Below are 16169 nucleotides of genomic sequence, written 5' to 3'. Positions count from 1 at the left end.
TGTTTCGATCAAAACTGCGGTTTGGATCGTCATGTGGAGCGAACCAACGATGCGCGCACCCTTCAAAGGCTGCTCTGCGCCGTATTCCTTGCGCAGCGCCATCAGGCCCGGCATTTCCGTTTCTGCGATATCGAGTTCCTTGCGGCCAAAATCCGCAAGGGCGATGTCTTTAACAATATAGTCGTTGGCCACGTATCGATTTCCTCAAATAAAGTTGCTGGCTTGTATGAGATAGACAGAATAACCGCAAGATGACTTCGATATCCGCCCCACTCACCCTTCCCCCCGCACCTTCACAAACCCCACAAACGCCGCATCGCTCGACCTCAATCTTGGCTTCCCAGACCGTGCCCAATACTCACGCCACTCGGCCTCAAGCACATACACATCCATGCCCGGTGCCAGCGCGCGCACGGCCTCTAAAGCGTCGCTCGACAAAGGCGGCAGTTGCAGACCATCGTCCAGCACAGAGCCGCGCGCGCTAAAGCGGATCAGGTCGCCCTCTTCTTCGCTCATCTCATAATCGGGCAGATGGTCCGCTTTGATCATATCGCGGATCATCTTGCGAAAGACGCGGCGCGGAGAAGCGCTGCCTGATTTCTTCAACAGCACCTCGACCGAGACGCGCCATGATTTCTGGCGCCCGCAATGTTTGCGTGCCAGCTCGTACACACGCCGCTCCAAAGGCTTCCTCAGACGGAAGTAATCCGTCGACAGGGTTAGCACCGATTTGCTCTGCACCGCGCGAAACAGCCACTCCGAGAGCACAACAGACACCGACACCATGCGCCCACCTTTCGAGGCGCGCACGATTTGCCAGCTCTCGATCAAACCGAAACCCGTCGTCACCTCCTGCCCGCCGGTCACCATGTTCGTCGTGATGCGCGTCCCCACCAACCGCTCGAACGCATCGCGCAGACGCTTGTAGCCATCGCCGGATGTTTCGCGGTTCGTTGCTACCAGCAGATCATGGGCGCGCAGTGTGAGTGTGCGCGAAATCTCCCGCCCCGCATTCACCGCCGCCATCAGCTGTGAAATACAGTAGATCAGGATGTCCTTGTCATGCAGCGTCGCGAGGCCCTTGACCGAGGGCACGACCGTGATCTCCGTCCCATTATGTTCATAACTTAGGATGCGTTTGTCAGGCCGCGTCGAGAGCGAGAACATCGGATGTTCCATGCTCGCCATATCGTCCTTGGGCAAAGCCGAGAATATATCGCAAACGAAAAAATCGCGCGTAGGATGCCGGTGGGGATCCAGCTCGAAAGCCGGTGATGCCTGTGCCATGTGTCTGCTCTCATGCCTCGCACTCGGGTCTGCCTCATTAAGCGGGCAAATCTCCACAGCGCGGGATTCGTGTTTTCATTAACACCTAGCCTAAAGTTATCCACAGGCGACGTCTACGATTCGACTATCGCGCTGTCGTGGGTTCAGAGTCGCTTTGTCGTGGTTCCAGAGTCGCCCTATCGTGGGTTCAGAGTCATTTGCTCAAGAAGGAACTCTATAAAATCGCCTATAATCAATTACTTAATGAGAACGACTAAGCACCTTAACTAATTATATAACTCAAATATAACTAGATAATTTTCACCGGCACCCTCGAATGCACATCAGTTCCCTCTAAGAAAAACCTGACTTTACTGAGAAAAAAGAAGTGTTGAGAGGGTTTTGCTTCCATGTGATAGCTTTATACGTATATTGAGAAAAACAGCGCACATTGGAAACCATGGGGACACATCATGGCCAAAGACACTAAGGCAGAGCAGCCTCCGTATTTCAACATTAACCCTGACAAAGCGCTTGAAGCTTTAGGGGGTCCAGTCAGCACAAGCGGCTTTGCGAGCATCGCCAAGGCCTGCGCTTCGGGGCGCGATGATCTCGCCTCGCGCGGGATGAACGAGGACGGGCGCAAGCAGTTACGTCTTTTTTCCACATGGGAAATCACCAAGTATCTGATCCCGGTGGCGCAGGCCCATTTCCGCCGCGTACTGAAGCAGAACCCAGAGCTACCGCAGGGCACGTCTGAAACCGAGGGCGGCGCCAAATGGTTCACCCTCGACGAGGTGTTGCGCCTGCGCGCCCATTTCGCTTCAGGTGGCTCCAAGGCAAAAGAATACCAGCCCTACCGCCCTGCAGGGCTGCCCGCGAAAATGATTGCTGTGGCGAATTTCAAAGGCGGGGTTGGCAAGACTTCTACCGCCGCGCATCTCGCTATGTCCGCCGCGCTGGATGGCTACAAAGTGCTGGTGCTGGACCTCGATAGCCAAGGGTCCATGACTTCTATCTTCGGCGGCAAGGTTGACGATGAATGGGGCACTGTCTTTCCCCTCCTTGCGCGCCATTACGGCCAGCACCTGCGCGCAGAGAACCAGAAACGCCTTGATCGCGGCGAGGCACCCCTGCCCCTTGATGACACCCTCTCCGAGGCGCTCACCATCACCGCAAACGATCTGATCAAGCCGACCCATTGGCCCAACATTGATCTCATTGGTGCGCAGCTCAACCTCTACTGGGCCGAATTCCAGATCCCTGTCTGGCGTATGCAGGCGCGGGGATGGAAGCTCTGGGATGCCCTCACCGAGAGCCTTGAGGCGGATGGCGTGCTCGATAAATACGATTTGATCTTCATCGACACCCCCCCTGCCCTTGGCTACCTCACGATCAACGGGCTTGCTGCCTCTGACATCCTGCTGGTCCCCCTTGGTGCCTCGTTTCTGGAGTTCGACTCAACGGGCCGTTTCTTCGACATGCTCCATTCCACCTTCGCCAGCATTGAAGAGGGTGAAAACATCGCCGCCCGTGCCCTTGGCCGCGATGAACTCGCGTTTGAGTGGGATGCAGTGCGCGCCGTGGTCACGCGTTACGACGGTGCGCAGCAGGCAGAGCTCGCGGGGCTGATGCAGGCTTATCTCGGGCGCACCCTTAGCCCCCATCGCCAAGACTTCACCGCCCTCATCGGACAAGCCGGCGAGCAGGTCAGCGGCATCTACGAAGCCGATTACCGTGATTTCAACCGCGAGACCTATGTGCGCGGGCGCGAAACATTTGATGCGACCTATGCCGCGTTCAAAGAACTGCTGCTTGGAGTCTGGCGCCGCGACGAGCTGGCCCAAGAAACAGAGCAGCGTTCGGATGCTTAACCCGCGCTTTACCCCCGCTTGCTTTCCTGCCCCCCTTTCATGGAGGATTTTCTAATGGCCAAACGCAAACGTCTCGCCCCCGCACAATCTCTAGAACTGGCGCGTGAATTTGGGGGCGACATGCCGCTGGAAACCAAGTCCATGCCCGGCCTCTCTGCGCACCCTGCCCCGCCGATCGCGCGCGTGGCCGGTGATGCTTCTAGCGCTGCCGCTCTTGAGGAACTCTCCGAGACCCTGCGCCGCGCGCGCGCCGAGGGGCGGATGATCACGCCCATTGCGCTCACTCAAATTGACGAGAGCTATCTCGTGCGCGATCGCGTTCCTGTGGACGACGAGGATATGGCAAGCCTGCGCAACTCGCTCAAGGCGCGTGGCCAGCAGACACCCATCGAAGTGGTGGCGCTTGGGGATCACCGCTATGGTCTCATTTCTGGCTGGCGCCGCCTTCAAGCTCTGCGCGCCATTGGTCGCGAGAGCGTCAATGCCATCATCAGCCCGCCGCGCGATGCGCCGGACGCCTATATTGCGATGATCGAGGAAAACGAAATTCGCGTCGGGCTCAGCTACTTTGAACGTGCGCGCATCGTCGTTAAGGCGGTTGAAGCTGGAGTGTTCGAGAGTGACAAAAGCGCCTTGCAGAGTCTTTTCTCGAATGCGTCGCGCGCGAAACGCTCCAAGATAAAATCGTTTATTCCGGTGGCGCAGACACTTGGCAATGCTCTGAAATTCCCCACGCAGATGGGCGAGCGGATTGGGTTGCAGCTCTCAAAGGCGCTAATCACAGATAGCGCTGCACCGCGCCGCATCCTCTCGGCGCTCAGCGCGGCGCAGCCAGCCAGTGCCGAAGACGAACAGGATGTTTTGAATAGGGCTCTAAAGAATGGTTTAGAGACAAAGAAAGAGCCTACACTGCCCAAGCCAGTCAAGGCCAAGGCCCCCTCAATTTCCCCTGTTCCCGGAATTCACCTGAGCACAGAGGGAGACTCGATCACCTTGCAAGGCGAGCGCGTTACACCGCAGCTTTATACGGCTTTGCAGATGTGGCTAAAGCAGCGTGGATAGGCTGCGCGCTTTAGCGAACCTTTAATCTTTTTCGCCTAAGTCTCTTTCGTCTGAACGGGAGGCTGTGATGCAGGCGATTGGCATGTTGCCAAGTCAGGAACTCGGGTTTTACCAACGCTTTGGTAAGCGGGGGGTTGATCTGTTTTTGGTATGCCTCACCCTGCCCCTTTGGATGCCGCTAACGGCTGTGCTCTGGCTCATCGCGATGATCGAGGCAGGGCAAGGCTCGTATACGGATGTTCGCGTCGGCCATGGTGGGCGAACGTTTCGCTGCCTCAAAATTCGCACGATGCGCCGTGGTCTTCGCCGTGGCTGCGCGGCGCGCAAGCCGCGCGATGATCTGCGCGTGACCCCTTTTGGGTGTTTCCTGCGGCGCACCAGCCTTGATGAACTTCCACAATTGATCTGCGTGCTGAAAGGCGAGATGAGCCTTGTTGGCCCCCGCCCCGTTCCCGCGTCTGAATTGCGCCGCTATGGCGTGCAGGCCCCGCGCTACCTTGCGCTGCGCCCTGGACTGACGGGGCTTTGGCAGATCAGCGGGCGCAACGCCCTGTCCTACCGCGCCCGCGTTGCGCTTGATGTGCGCTATGCGCACGAGATGTCATTTGTCGGCGATCTGGCAATCTTGCTGGCCACAACCCGCGAGGTTTGGCGCATGTCGGGGCGCTAGTGCCTAGCCTCATTTGTTTCGCGCGCGAAACATTTGCCTCACCCGCGGGGTTCGTAGCCGCGCGGATTTCGGGTTTGCCAGTTCCAGATCGATCGGCACATGGCATCAATATCGTATTTTGCTTTCCAGCCCAGAACCCGCTCTGCCTTTGATACATTGGCAACGGTTGTGGAAACATCGCCTGCGCGTGCGCCGACAATGCGATATGGGATTGGCTTGCCTGTGACCTTCTCGAAGGCACGCAGCATTTCCAGCACCGTTGTTGCCGTGCCGGTGCCAATATTGAACGTATCGCAACCCGTCATCGAGGTGATGTGCTCCAGCGCTGCGATATGGGCGCTGGCAAGGTCTTCGACGTGGATATAATCGCGCGCTCCAGTCCCGTCTGCCGTGGCATATTCATTTCCAAAGACCTGCAACTCTTGCAGGCTGCCATGCGCAACGCGCGAGATATAGGGAAGGAGATTGTTGGGAATGCCAACAGGATCCTCGCCAATATCGCCCGAAGCATGTGCGCCTACCGGATTGAAGTATCTGAGAATAGCGGCCGAGCTGCCCGGCGTTGCAGCGCTCCAGTCGCGGATGATTTCTTCAATGAACTGCTTGGTCCTGCCATAGGTGCTGGCCGCGCAAAGGGCGGTGTCTTCGGTAAACGGGAAGGGCTTGTTTGGATCATACACGGTGGCTGACGAGGAAAAGACGATCCTTTTGCAGCCAACTTTATCCATCGCGTCGAGCAGTGTGATGCTGCCGCCAATGTTGGTTCGGTAATAGTCGAGCGGCTTTTCAGCGGACTCTCCAACGGCTTTGAGCCCGGCAAAATGGATGACGGCATCTGGTTTGAAGCCCTGCATCGCGGATGCGAGGGCGCGTGGATCGCACATATCGCCTTCGACGATAGAAAAATCGGACTGGGCCAGACGCTTGACGCGCTTTAGTGCTTCGGGAGAGCTGTTGGAGTAGTTGTCAAAGACCATAATGTCGGCGTTTGTGCGCAAAAGCTGGACAAGCGTGTGAGAGCCGATGAACCCTGCCCCTCCGGTTACAAAAACGCGCATATAAGTCTTCCTAAAATGGTGCCGTTACTTTGGCGTCTTCAAAAAATTTACACCTAGCAGTCAGGCCGCTGTGTGTTCAATCCGCAATGGCCGTGGTGGTGATTTATGGTGTACGCATAGCAAATACGCATCAAATATAATTGTTTTCCGTCAACTTTGTAGAAAGCGCCATCCGCTTTGATCAATATGTACCGCCGTAAGGCGACCGGTTTTATAGGCACCTGTATCGATCGCTATGCGGCCATCGCGCACATCTGGTGCAGGGACAATGACGTGACCAAAGATAACGCATTCAGCATCCTCGCGGGGGATTTTCATAAAATCGCTGTGCCCCCATAATAAATGGCGTTCTTTTTGATTCTTGGGTGAGGCTGAGGGGTCCATGGCCGCATGGACACAGTGCACGTTGCCATTTGACCATAGCATCGGCAAGGCGCGCAGCCAGTCTTGCATGCCGCCCGGAAGTGTTTCTTCCAACTGATCGGCAATTTCCATCGCGTCTTCGGCCTTGAGGCGGGCTTTGCTCTGTTTGATTCCAAGGCTCCCTAGCGTTTGCATACCTCCATTGGCCAACCAGCGTGCACCGCGCCCGAGCGGGTCATCAATAAACTCAAGCATCATGCGCTCGTGATTGCCCATCAAGCAGATGATCCTGTTAGGGTGGCGCGTCTGCAAATCGTGAAGGCGGGCCAGAACCTGCGCTGATTTGCTTCCTCGATCAATGTAATCGCCAAGAAAGACGATGGTTGCATCGGAGTTTTCGGCCTCGATCGTCTCGATAAGGAGGTTCATTTCAATCAAACACCCATGGATATCGCCAATGGCGTAAAATGGTGTATCGGGTGAAAGGATGGTTTTCTTGCTTTGCGGTGCCATCACCGCGGTTGCAGGCGAGCGCGTGAAAAGGGATTGCAATCGTTTCAACATGCTTGTGTTTGCTCCTGGCGCAGTCATTAAGCTTGAATCGTCCTTGGGAGGTGAACCCATGTTTCGTCAAGAATACCCCAACACGATTGAAAGGCGATAGGACGTATAGACTATTTATGGCTGTTGGAGGACGGCCATTTGTTTCGCGCGCGAAACATTTATCTGATGTAGCTCTCTTGCCAAACTTTCGCCCAACCTTGACGCTAAAGTGGAGGCAATTCAGTTTAGGGGCGTTGGTTATGATTACTCCGGTTATTCTTGCAGGTGGCAGCGGCACGCGCCTTTGGCCGCTCTCGCGCAAGAGCTATCCCAAACAGTTTGCCGATCTTGGCCAGCCCGATACGCTGTTTCAGGCCACGGTGAAGCGCTTGGCGGGCAAGGAATTTCGTCGTCCTGTTTTGCTGACGTCCGAGGATTACCGTTTTATCGTAACTGAACAGATGGGCGGGGCAGGGGTGCTGCCCGAGGCGATCTTCATTGAGCCGGAGCCGCGCGATACGGCGCCTGCGGTTCTGGTTGCGGCCCTGTTCTTACAAACGATCGATCCCGATGGTTTGATGCTTATTGCGCCAGCGGATCATGCGATTCCAGATGGAGACGCGTTTCGAGGGGCTGTAGCGGCCGCGCGTAGCGCGGCTGAGGCGGGCTCTATCGTGACCTTCGGGATTACGCCGGATCGCCCTGAGACCGGCTATGGCTATTTGGAGCTGAGCGGCGATGATCATCCCGAGGGATTACCCCAGCCGCTGAAGTCCTTTGTGGAAAAGCCAAATGTTTCGCGCGCGAAACAAATGCTCGCATCGGGTGACTTCCTGTGGAATGCGGGCATCTTTCTCGTCTCTGTGAAAACGATGTGTGCCGCTTTCGCACAGCATGCCCCGCAGATGATGGACCACGCGCAGGCGGCCTTGGACGGCGCCGAACAAGATCTGGGTTTTCGCCGGCTGAACGCCGCCGCCTTTGGGCAGATCGAAAAGATTTCACTTGATTACGCGATCATGGAAAAGGCCGATAATCTGCAAGTCATGGCCTTTTCGGAGGGCTGGTCCGATCTTGGTGATTGGGAAGCCTTGCGGCGCATCAGCGATAAGGACGAGCGCGGCACTGCGCTGGTGGGGGCTGCCACGTCTGTAGATTGTGAGGGCTCGCTCTTGTGGTCCGCAAGCGAGGGGCAGGAGCTGGTTGGCATTGGTCTGGAAAATATCATTGCAGTTGCCATGCCTGATGCGGTGCTGATCGCAGATCGCTCCCGTGTGCAGGATGTCAAAGAAGCCGTTGCTGCATTGCAAGTAAAGGGCGCAAAGCAAGCCAGTCAGTTCACTCGCGATCACCGCCCTTGGGGTTGGTTCGATAGCCTTGCGATGGGTCCACGGTTTCAAGTGAAGCGCATTGTAGTAACGCCGGGCAGCCAGCTTAGCCTGCAAAGCCATGTGCACCGCGCAGAGCATTGGATCGTGGTGGAGGGCACAGCCCATGTCACCATCGACGACGCTGTCACAATGGTCACGGAAAACCAGTCGGTCTTTATCCCCCTTGGCGCGGTCCACCGGATGGAAAACCGCGGCAAGGTGAATATGACACTGATCGAAGTGCAAACCGGCAGCTATTTGGGCGAGGATGACATCACCCGTTACGAGGATGTCTATTCACGCAAATAACCGCCGCTTGGCTATTTACAGAAGCGTATCGTCGCGAGAACCGCCAGCGGCCTCAAGCGCTTTCATCCACTGTGGAATACGGCCACGGCCGGTCCATGTCTGGCTGGAATCGGCCGGATTGGCGTATTTAGGCGCGCTTACCGTCTTGATTTTGCCTGTGGAGGTCAGATCAGAGAGAGAAAACCCCATCTCGGCGGCTTTCTTTTCGAGCTCCGCAAGCGCTTCGCGCTTTTTGCGGTTCTCGAAATCATTGATCGTTTTATCTACGTCTTTACGCAGTTTTTTCAGCTCTTTGAGCGTGAGTGTATTCAGGTCCATTATTTCATCCCCATGAATAAGTGATGCTCTTTAAGACACCTAAAATTTTAAAATGAAAAGATATCTTTAGAAAATAGGCATAATTTTTCTACATCATACATACTCAGCGTTGTACCATTCAACAAAATTAGCCACGCCGTCCTTCAATTCTGTCTTATTCAATGGGCCGATTAAATCAGATAGCAACGTCGTATCTGCCCAGGTGGATGGCATATCGCCTGGCTGAATATTCAGCATATTCTTTTGAGCGGTTTTCCCGAGAACACCTTCAAGTGCAATAATGAAATCACTCAGCTTTGTGGGTGCGCCATTGCCAATATTCACGGCGCGCCAAGGTGCGATGGGCGAGAGGCTATCAGCGGTGCTAACGGGGGTATCGCTTGGAATTGCATCCATCAGGCGGCGCACGCCATCGACCAGATCGGTGACATAGGTGAAATCACGCAGCATGTCGCCGTGATTGTAAACGTCGATTGCACGATCGTTCAGGATGGCATCGGTGAATTTAAACAGCGCCATGTCGGGGCGCCCCCATGGGCCATAAACGGTGAAAAAGCGGAACATGGTGATGGGAATAGAATAAAGATGCGCATAGGTTTGCGCCATCGCCTCGGTCGCCTTTTTGGTTGCTGCATAAAATGACATTTGCGTATCGACTTTATGGGTTTCGCAATAAGGCATTTCAGTATTGGAGCCGTAAACCGACGATGTGGAGGCGATCAGCAGATGCTTTGGCGTATGATGGCGCGCGGCTTCTAATAACTCGAACGTGCCGCTGATATTGCTCTGCACATAGCTGCGCGGCGCATCGATCGAATAGCGCACACCAGCCTGCGCCGCGAGATGAACGATCATGCCGGGTTTATGCGCCGCAAGCAGTTGCTCCATCACCCCCGGAGTTTCCAGGCGTTCAATTACGGGCGTGAAACGATCGGATGCTTCCAGCAAGGCGTGGCGTTTGTGCTTGAGAGAGACGTCATAATAATCGGTCATCGCGTCAAAGCCGATCACATCAAACCCGTCCGCGAGCAAGCGCTGGCATAGGTGAAAACCAATAAAACCGGCGCTGCCGGTGACAAGGATTGTGCGGCTCATGGGAGTGTCTCCTGCTGCGATAACTTGCGAAAGCTATGGCGCTCAGCAGGCCTAAAAGCAAGGTCGCCAAATGTTTCGCGCGCGAAACATTCTATCCTATCTTGGTGCCCCAAAAACAGGTCTCTCCCGCCATCGCGTAGCCGTCATAGGCGCGAAAGTTGCCTTGTAGCTCGACTGTGTCGCCGGCGCTGAGGGGGGCGAGGGTTTGCAAGGGCAGGGTGGTGGTTTCTGATGTATGCGGGCCAGAGATTTCGCCAACGGCGCCGGAAATCGCAGCGCCCCCGTTCAACGCCAGCCGTCCTTGCATGCGCGCACCAGCATTGCCATTGGTCTTGTATGTGAGCGCGCCGCCCAAGAGATACGTGCCATTTACGGGGGCCGTGAACAGATTGGTGGCCGCGTCAAAGCACGCTTGATCATTATACTCGGTGACATTGATGCCAAGCTTGGTCCAACTCGCAACGCCAATGTAATTGTCGTAATTTGTGTGCGCTTTGAAGCGGGGCAGGGAGGGTTGATTTGCGATACCCGTTGCGGGATCGATGCTCAGCGCATCGTTGAATGTGCTGCCATCGGGCGTTACTGAAAGCCGCAACCGGTTGTCGCCGAAGAGACCAATTAGCGCGCGCGTTTGAAAGTTTTCTTGCAGAACAAAACCCAGATCGCCCCCTGCTTGTTCTTTGTTTAAAGTCTGCATGAGGCTGCCTGTGCCGCCATCCCCGCTATAAAGCGCGCTCCAAAGCGCTGTGTTCAGTTTTGCTGCAAACGGTGTGTTTACGTCGGCCTGCATGCCAAGGCCGATCAGGCTGGCGGCTTGTAGCGCGCTGGGGCTGATTTCGTGCCACTGGGTGCCATCAAACACGACCATCACCGAGCGCGATTGCACGTAGCCGCGCCAGCCTGCGCGCGGGGTATGAAACTGCCATGCTCCGTCAAGATAGGCGGCAATAGCGCCATCTTGCGCGGCCCATACACCGCTGCCACCGCTCGCCACGACATAGCAATCACCTTCGCTTGGAGCCGGAGGCGGCGCATTGAGGGCGTCATCCTCAAAAGAGAGCTGAACCAGCATATCAAGGGCACGTACCGCTTCATTATGGGTGACGTGTTTCTGGGCCTGTGCAGGCTGAATGAAAGGTAGCGTCAGGCGGGGGCTGGTTTGGGACATGAGTTGGCTCTCGTCAGGGGAATTGATTGCCCTGACGGTGCTTCATTTCTCTTGCTCGTAGCTTACTAGCCCGTGCGGGGCATTAAGTATGCGTTAATCTTTATTAAATCCTGCGCGCCCGATGCTGGTGTAGGCCTCAAAGCCTGCGCGCTTAGCGTCCTTGACGGAATAGACGTTGCGCAGATCGGCCATATGCGGCGTTGCCATTTTGCGCGCCAGTTTCTTGAGATTGAGTGCGCGAAACTCGTTCCACTCGGTCAGCACGACGACCAAATCGGCGTTGTGGGCCGCTTTATAGGGATCATCGACCCAGTGCACACCTGGTAGCAGCGCTTCGCCCTCGTGTTGTCCTTGCGGATCGCACACACGCACTTTGGCGCCGCCGCCAACCAGCGCGGGAACGATTGTCAGGGCAGGGGCGTCGCGCATATCATCCGTGTCGGGTTTGAACGTCACGCCCAGAATGGCGATGACCTTGCCGTTGAATGAGCCCTCGCACAGATCCTCCAGCTTGGTGATCATCCGGCGCTTGATCGCCTCGTTGACGTTGATCACCGTTTCGGTGATCTGCATGGGCACTGCATGTTCCTGGCCAATGCGTGCCAATGCTTTGGTATCCTTAGGAAAACATGATCCGCCATAGCCGGGGCCCGCGTGCAGGAATTTGCTGCCGATACGTCCGTCCATACCCATGCCCTTGGACACCTGTTTGACGTCCGCGCCGACCTTTTCGCAAAGCGCTGCAATCTCGTTGATGAAGGTGATTTTGGTCGCAAGGAACGCGTTGGCAGCGTATTTGATCATCTCGGCCGATTCCAGATCGGTGACGACAACGGGGAAGTCGCGCAAGGAGAGCGGGCGATAAATTTCGTTCATCACCTCTGCCGCCTTGTCAGATTGCACGCCAACGACGACGCGGTCAGGGCGCATGAAATCATCAATCGCCGCGCCTTCACGCAGAAACTCGGGGTTGGAGGCGACATCAAAATCAAGGCCGGGGTTGGCCTTTTTGATCACCTGTTTAACTTGGCGGTTGGTGCCGACGGGCACTGTGGATTTGGTCACGACGACCACGTAATCCTTTGCCATCTGCGCAATTTCTTCTGCGGCGGCCATCACATAGCTCAGGTCCGCATGCCCGTCACCGCGCCGCGTTGGTGTGCCTACGGCGATAAACACCGCCTCTGCGCCCTCGATCGCCTCAGCCAGATTGAGCGTGAATGACAGGCGCCCCGCCTCGACATTCTTGGCCATCAGCGCGTGTAGGCCAGGCTCATAGATAGGCACTTCACCGCGCTCAAGCATCTCGATCTTCTTGGGATCCTTGTCGACGCAAACAACGTCATGGCCGAAGTCCGAAAAACAGACCCCTGAGACCAGACCTACATAGCCCGTCCCGATCATGGCAATTTTCATGGGGTATCCTCTTACTGCTTTCGCGTTTGGGATTTGTATGGGGCAAAAAGGACGGAGGGGTCAACGGGCAGCCTGTGGAGTGAGGAAAAGTATACAAGATATGGTGCGTGTCTCGGATTTATCTTTTGCGCGCGACGAATGGGAAGATTTGCAAGGATGAGTGGGTTTTAAGTGAGAGGAATTGTTGAACATGGGCTGATCACTAGGTGTAGGTTGGAATTATATGCGGCTTTATCTAAATAACGAAGGCTGGCGGCGCAGGTTCTAGTGCGTTTTGGCGTAGCAGCGCAGTTGAGCCCTAGATAGAACCAAGTTAATATTTGCGCTCAAGCCACTCTTATGTTTGCATCGACTTTTAAAATGTATGAAGTTCGCGAGAGATAAGGGATCTTTGTTCGCCTCTTTCGGCTGTGTCAAAAGCTCTCGCTTTGGGTGTTTTGTGGTAATGTGCTGAAAGGCTTGTCCTATTTGCTTATAACGTACTTGTTTCAAGGGAATTTATTATGGATGGGCGTCTAGCAGTTCTTTTTTTTGTAGTGGGCCTCACCGATATGCAGATCAATGATTGCAAGATGGGCTGCCTTGCGCGCAGCCCCGCGCAACAGGCGATATCGCTTTCATTTGGTGATGTAATTTTTCAAGAAAAGTCCATCGGACAAGAAGCCTATGTACGCTACGATATGGGTACAGCTTTTGGGCCGTTCCAGCCAGCTGTTGGCCTCTCTGTTACGGACAGCAATGACGTTTGGGTAGGGCTTGGCGCGACTCATACTACACGCTTTTGGGAGCGCCCTTCTGGCGTTGGTGGATATGCGCAGTTGCACTTTATGCCCGGCGTTTATGTACAGGGTAGCGGCCCCGATTTGGGCCATGATCTCGAGTTCCGCTCCGGTGCAGAAATTGGCTATCAAGCGAAGAGCGGGCTACGCATGGGTTTGTCCTTCGATCATCGCTCTAATGGTGGTATTTCGCCGGTCAACCCAGGTATGGAAACCTTGCAGCTGCGCGTCAGTGTTCCGCTGAACTGACGCAGCGTCTGGTTCCGAGCCGCGCCGTACACTTTCATAGTTTATGAGCGCCCTTTGAATTGTGGATCAACAGAACACTTCCAAGCCAAGTGTTTTACATCTTTATGTTGTTTGGTAAGGACACCGCAAAGAAGTGATTTCTCTTAAGGTTATCTAATATGTACATTGAAAAAACTTCGCTTTCCGGTGTTCTCATCTTAACACCTGAACGCTTTGGGGATGCACGTGGGTTTTTCAGTGAAAGCTATTCGGCCCAGAGCTTTGCTCAGAACGGTCTGCACTATGATTTTGTGCAGGACAACCATTCGATGTCCTCGCAGGTTGGAACGGTACGCGGCTTGCATTTTCAGGCACCGCCATATGCACAGAGCAAATTGGTGCGCTGCGGGCGCGGCGCTCTTTTTGATGTAGCCGTTGATATTCGCAAAGGCTCCCCAACTTTTGGTCAGTGGACTGGCGTTGAGTTGAGTTTCGAGAACGGCAAGCAGTTGTTGGTGCCTCAAGGATTCTTGCACGGGTTTGCCACGCTAGAGCCAGACACCGAAATTGTTTACAAATGCGACAATTATTATTCGCCTGAATGCGACGGGGCTGTCCGCTTTGATGATCCTGATATTGGCATTAATTGGCACCTTGGCGGGCATCAAGCTATCTTGTCAGACAAGGACGCCACTGCGCCTTTACTGAAAGATTTTGACAGTCCCTTCACCTTTGAGGCGTCGCTATGAAAATTCTAGTCACGGGCGGCGCTGGCTTCATTGGCTCAGCGGTTGTGCGCCATGCAATTGCGACAGGGCATAGCATTGTGAACGTTGATGCGCTGACCTATGCGGCCTGCCTCGACAATGTCAAATCTGTTGCGGATAATGAGAATTATGTTTTCTATCATGCAAGTATTTGCGACCGCGCTGCTATGGATCGTATCTTGATCGAGACGCAACCAGACGCGATCATGCACCTCGCGGCGGAGTCTCATGTGGATCGCTCAATAGACGGCCCGGGCGCGTTTGTTGAGACGAACATCACAGGCACTTACACGCTGCTTGAAGCTGCGCGCACCTATTGGACAGGTCAAGGCAAACCCGAGAACTTCCGCTTTCATCATATTTCAACTGATGAGGTTTACGGCTCCCTTGGACCAACGGGCATGTTCACCGAGGACACGCCCTACGATCCGCGCTCGCCGTACTCCGCCTCAAAGGCTGCGAGTGATCACTTGGTCCGCGCATGGGCAGAAACTTATGGGCTGCCTGTGCTGCTCACCAATTGCTCCAATAACTACGGCCCATATCATTTCCCTGAAAAGCTGGTGCCTGTGGTGATCCTCAATGCGCTCGCGGGCAAGCCTCTGCCAATCTATGGCAATGGTGCGAATGTTCGCGATTGGCTCTATGTAGAAGATCATGCAAATGCGCTATTAACAGTTTTAACCAAAGGTAAGCTGGGGCGTAGCTATAATATCGGCGGTGAAAACGAGCGGACCAATTTGGAACTGGTTAAAACACTTTGTGCGATCTTGGACAAAAAACGTCCCAAGGCAAGCGGTTCTTATGCAGAGCAAATTACTTATGTAACAGACCGGCCTGGCCATGATGCGCGCTATGCGATTGATCCGACCCGCATCCGCACTGAACTTGGCTGGCGTCCCTCTGTCACTGTTGAAGAAGGCCTAGAGAAGACGGTTCAATGGTATTTGGATAACGAAGACTGGTGGCGTGCCTTGCAAAACCGCGACGGCGTCGGTGCGCGTTTGGGCAATGGATAATGGGAGAGCGCGTGAAAAGCATTCTCGTCTTCGGCGCGACAGGCCAAGTCGCAACAGAAATTCGACGCTTTGAAGGTGTGACAGCGCTATCGCGCGCTGAAGCAGACCTGAGCAATCCCAGCGCTTGCGCTGCTATCATCGCTCAAACAACGGCTGATGCCGTGATCAATGTGGCGGCCTACACAGCAGTGGATCAAGCAGAAACAGATACTGAAATGGCGTTTAGGGTCAATAGCAAGACCCCTGCTGCCATGGCCGAAGTAGCTGCAAAGCGCGGCTTGCCTTTCGTGCATGTCTCAACCGATTATGTCTTTAACGGCTCTGGTAGTGCTCCTTGGGTAGAGGATGGTCCGACAGGACCTTTGGGGGTTTATGGGGCATCGAAACTGGCGGGCGAGCAAGGCGTGCAGGCGGCAGGCGGCCCCTATGCAATCCTGCGTACTTCATGGGTAGTGTCTTCGCATGGCAGAAATTTTGTGAAAACAATGCTGCGGCTTGGGGCAGAGCACGACACACTGGATATTGTGGCTGACCAAGTCGGCGGTCCAACCTGCGCGCGTGACATTGCCGCGTGCTTGATGGAGGTTGCGTCGCAGCTTACCGTTGATATCAGCAAGACGGGCATTTATCATTTCGCCGGTGGTCCTGATGTCAGCTGGGCAGAATTCGCCCGTGAAATATTTGCGCAAGCAGGAATAAGCTGTGACGTGGTGGACATTACATCCTCTGAATTTCCCACCCCTGCACTGCGACCTGGAAATTCGCGGATGGACTGTAGAAAAATTACAAATGTATTTGGTGTGCAGCGCCCCGATTGGCGCGCTAGCCTGACGAATATTCTGACCGATTTGAAAGCGATTTAAG

General features: G+C 54.9%; 16 protein-coding genes. 8 read left to right on the top strand and 8 right to left on the bottom strand.

Going from position 1 to position 16169, the window contains the following annotated elements; all coding sequences use genetic code 11:
- The coding region (locus B9P63_RS15800; RefSeq protein ID WP_139816275.1) for an adenosylhomocysteinase at nt 1-192 on the bottom strand (192 nt) is incomplete at its 3' end.
- Between the two features lie 81 nt (nt 193-273).
- Nucleotides 274-1287 (bottom strand): replication initiator protein A, encoded by a 1014-nt coding sequence (locus B9P63_RS15795; RefSeq protein WP_085310563.1) that lies wholly within the window; start codon nt 1285-1287, stop codon nt 274-276.
- Between the two features lie 452 nt (nt 1288-1739).
- On the opposite strand from B9P63_RS15795, the gene B9P63_RS15790 reads away from it, so the two are divergent.
- The 3 genes from B9P63_RS15790 (at nt 1740) to B9P63_RS15780 (ending at nt 4872) form a co-directional block, all read left to right on the top strand.
- On the top strand, nt 1740-3140 hold the full coding sequence (locus B9P63_RS15790) for an AAA family ATPase (protein ID WP_085310560.1): 1401 nt from the start codon (nt 1740-1742) through the stop codon (nt 3138-3140).
- 54 nt (nt 3141-3194) lie between these two features.
- A complete protein-coding gene (locus tag B9P63_RS15785) occupies nt 3195-4202 on the top strand; it encodes a ParB/RepB/Spo0J family partition protein (protein ID WP_176219180.1) in 1008 nt (335 codons plus the stop codon).
- A gap of 67 nt (nt 4203-4269) precedes the next feature.
- Complete coding sequence (locus B9P63_RS15780; protein ID WP_085310556.1) at nt 4270-4872, top strand: sugar transferase; 603 nt, start codon at nt 4270-4272, stop codon at nt 4870-4872.
- Between the two features lie 38 nt (nt 4873-4910).
- Here B9P63_RS15780 and galE read toward each other — a convergent pair whose 3' ends face one another.
- Together galE and B9P63_RS15770 are read right to left on the bottom strand one after the other, a co-directional pair.
- The gene (galE, locus tag B9P63_RS15775) at nt 4911-5930 is read right to left on the bottom strand and encodes a UDP-glucose 4-epimerase GalE (protein WP_085310554.1); all 1020 of its coding nucleotides are present in this window, start codon (nt 5928-5930) and stop codon (nt 4911-4913) included.
- A gap of 150 nt (nt 5931-6080) precedes the next feature.
- Nucleotides 6081-6857 carry a metallophosphoesterase family protein gene (locus B9P63_RS15770; RefSeq protein WP_085310552.1) on the bottom strand — a complete coding sequence of 259 codons (777 nt, stop codon included), beginning with the start codon at nt 6855-6857 and terminating at the stop codon, nt 6081-6083.
- Between the two features lie 239 nt (nt 6858-7096).
- Between B9P63_RS15770 and B9P63_RS15765 the strand changes: the two genes are divergently transcribed.
- Nucleotides 7097-8515, top strand: a complete 1419-nt coding sequence (locus tag B9P63_RS15765) for a mannose-1-phosphate guanylyltransferase/mannose-6-phosphate isomerase (protein WP_085310550.1) — start codon at nt 7097-7099, stop codon at nt 8513-8515.
- A 15-nt stretch (nt 8516-8530) separates the two neighbouring features.
- On the opposite strand, the gene B9P63_RS15760 is transcribed toward B9P63_RS15765, so the two are convergent.
- From B9P63_RS15760 to B9P63_RS15745, 4 genes are all read right to left on the bottom strand, one after another.
- Nucleotides 8531-8833 (bottom strand): H-NS histone family protein, encoded by a 303-nt coding sequence (locus B9P63_RS15760; protein ID WP_085310548.1) that lies wholly within the window; start codon nt 8831-8833, stop codon nt 8531-8533.
- Between the two features lie 93 nt (nt 8834-8926).
- On the bottom strand, nt 8927-9928 hold the full coding sequence (locus tag B9P63_RS15755; protein WP_085310546.1) for an SDR family NAD(P)-dependent oxidoreductase: 1002 nt from the start codon (nt 9926-9928) through the stop codon (nt 8927-8929).
- Between the two features lie 91 nt (nt 9929-10019).
- Complete coding sequence (locus B9P63_RS15750) at nt 10020-11096, bottom strand: DUF2793 domain-containing protein (protein ID WP_085310544.1); 1077 nt, start codon at nt 11094-11096, stop codon at nt 10020-10022.
- 93 nt (nt 11097-11189) lie between these two features.
- Entirely contained in the window at nt 11190-12512 is a 1323-nt protein-coding gene (locus tag B9P63_RS15745) for a UDP-glucose dehydrogenase family protein (protein ID WP_085310542.1), read from the bottom strand.
- Nucleotides 12513-13015: 503 nt separating this feature from the next.
- On the opposite strand from B9P63_RS15745, the gene B9P63_RS15740 reads away from it, so the two are divergent.
- The 4 genes from B9P63_RS15740 to rfbD all read left to right on the top strand — a co-directional run bounded on the left by B9P63_RS15740 (nt 13016) and on the right by rfbD (nt 16168).
- Nucleotides 13016-13540 carry an acyloxyacyl hydrolase gene (locus tag B9P63_RS15740; protein WP_085310539.1) on the top strand — a complete coding sequence of 175 codons (525 nt, stop codon included), beginning with the start codon at nt 13016-13018 and terminating at the stop codon, nt 13538-13540.
- A gap of 158 nt (nt 13541-13698) precedes the next feature.
- Nucleotides 13699-14268 (top strand): dTDP-4-dehydrorhamnose 3,5-epimerase, encoded by a 570-nt coding sequence (gene rfbC / locus B9P63_RS15735; protein WP_085310537.1) that lies wholly within the window; start codon nt 13699-13701, stop codon nt 14266-14268.
- Entirely contained in the window at nt 14265-15305 is a 1041-nt protein-coding gene (gene rfbB, locus B9P63_RS15730; RefSeq protein WP_085310536.1) for a dTDP-glucose 4,6-dehydratase, read from the top strand. The genes rfbC and rfbB overlap by 4 nt, the downstream gene beginning before the upstream one ends.
- A complete protein-coding gene (rfbD, locus tag B9P63_RS15725) occupies nt 15305-16168 on the top strand; it encodes a dTDP-4-dehydrorhamnose reductase (RefSeq protein WP_085310534.1) in 864 nt (287 codons plus the stop codon). Before rfbB ends, rfbD begins: the two co-directional genes overlap by 1 nt.
- Nucleotide 16169 lies beyond the last annotated feature (1 nt).

This window comes from Planktotalea arctica (genome assembly GCF_002105285.1).
GTDB lineage: Bacteria > Pseudomonadota > Alphaproteobacteria > Rhodobacterales > Rhodobacteraceae > Planktotalea > Planktotalea arctica.
Note: the sequence above shows the minus strand (reverse complement) of the source record. Positions and strands in the feature narration are given on the sequence as shown.

What these genes read in the sequence shown, in the direction of transcription:
- rfbB (WP_085310536.1), top strand. Translation starts at nt 14,265, where the DNA reads ATGAAAATTCTAGTCACGGGCGGCGCTGGCTTCATTGGCTCAGCGGTT.
- B9P63_RS15785 (WP_176219180.1), top strand. Translation starts at nt 3,195, where the DNA reads ATGGCCAAACGCAAACGTCTCGCCCCCGCACAATCTCTAGAACTGGCG.
- B9P63_RS15780 (WP_085310556.1), top strand. Translation starts at nt 4,270, where the DNA reads ATGCAGGCGATTGGCATGTTGCCAAGTCAGGAACTCGGGTTTTACCAA.
- B9P63_RS15745 (WP_085310542.1), bottom strand. Translation starts at nt 12,512, where the DNA reads ATGAAAATTGCCATGATCGGGACGGGCTATGTAGGTCTGGTCTCAGGG.
- B9P63_RS15755 (WP_085310546.1), bottom strand. Translation starts at nt 9,928, where the DNA reads ATGAGCCGCACAATCCTTGTCACCGGCAGCGCCGGTTTTATTGGTTTT.
- rfbC (WP_085310537.1), top strand. Translation starts at nt 13,699, where the DNA reads ATGTACATTGAAAAAACTTCGCTTTCCGGTGTTCTCATCTTAACACCT.
- galE (WP_085310554.1), bottom strand. Translation starts at nt 5,930, where the DNA reads ATGCGCGTTTTTGTAACCGGAGGGGCAGGGTTCATCGGCTCTCACACG.
- B9P63_RS15740 (WP_085310539.1), top strand. Translation starts at nt 13,016, where the DNA reads ATGGATGGGCGTCTAGCAGTTCTTTTTTTTGTAGTGGGCCTCACCGAT.
- B9P63_RS15795 (WP_085310563.1), bottom strand. Translation starts at nt 1,287, where the DNA reads ATGGCACAGGCATCACCGGCTTTCGAGCTGGATCCCCACCGGCATCCT.
- B9P63_RS15760 (WP_085310548.1), bottom strand. Translation starts at nt 8,833, where the DNA reads ATGGACCTGAATACACTCACGCTCAAAGAGCTGAAAAAACTGCGTAAA.
- B9P63_RS15750 (WP_085310544.1), bottom strand. Translation starts at nt 11,096, where the DNA reads ATGTCCCAAACCAGCCCCCGCCTGACGCTACCTTTCATTCAGCCTGCA.
- rfbD (WP_085310534.1), top strand. Translation starts at nt 15,305, where the DNA reads ATGGGAGAGCGCGTGAAAAGCATTCTCGTCTTCGGCGCGACAGGCCAA.
- B9P63_RS15770 (WP_085310552.1), bottom strand. Translation starts at nt 6,857, where the DNA reads ATGTTGAAACGATTGCAATCCCTTTTCACGCGCTCGCCTGCAACCGCG.
- B9P63_RS15790 (WP_085310560.1), top strand. Translation starts at nt 1,740, where the DNA reads ATGGCCAAAGACACTAAGGCAGAGCAGCCTCCGTATTTCAACATTAAC.
- B9P63_RS15765 (WP_085310550.1), top strand. Translation starts at nt 7,097, where the DNA reads ATGATTACTCCGGTTATTCTTGCAGGTGGCAGCGGCACGCGCCTTTGG.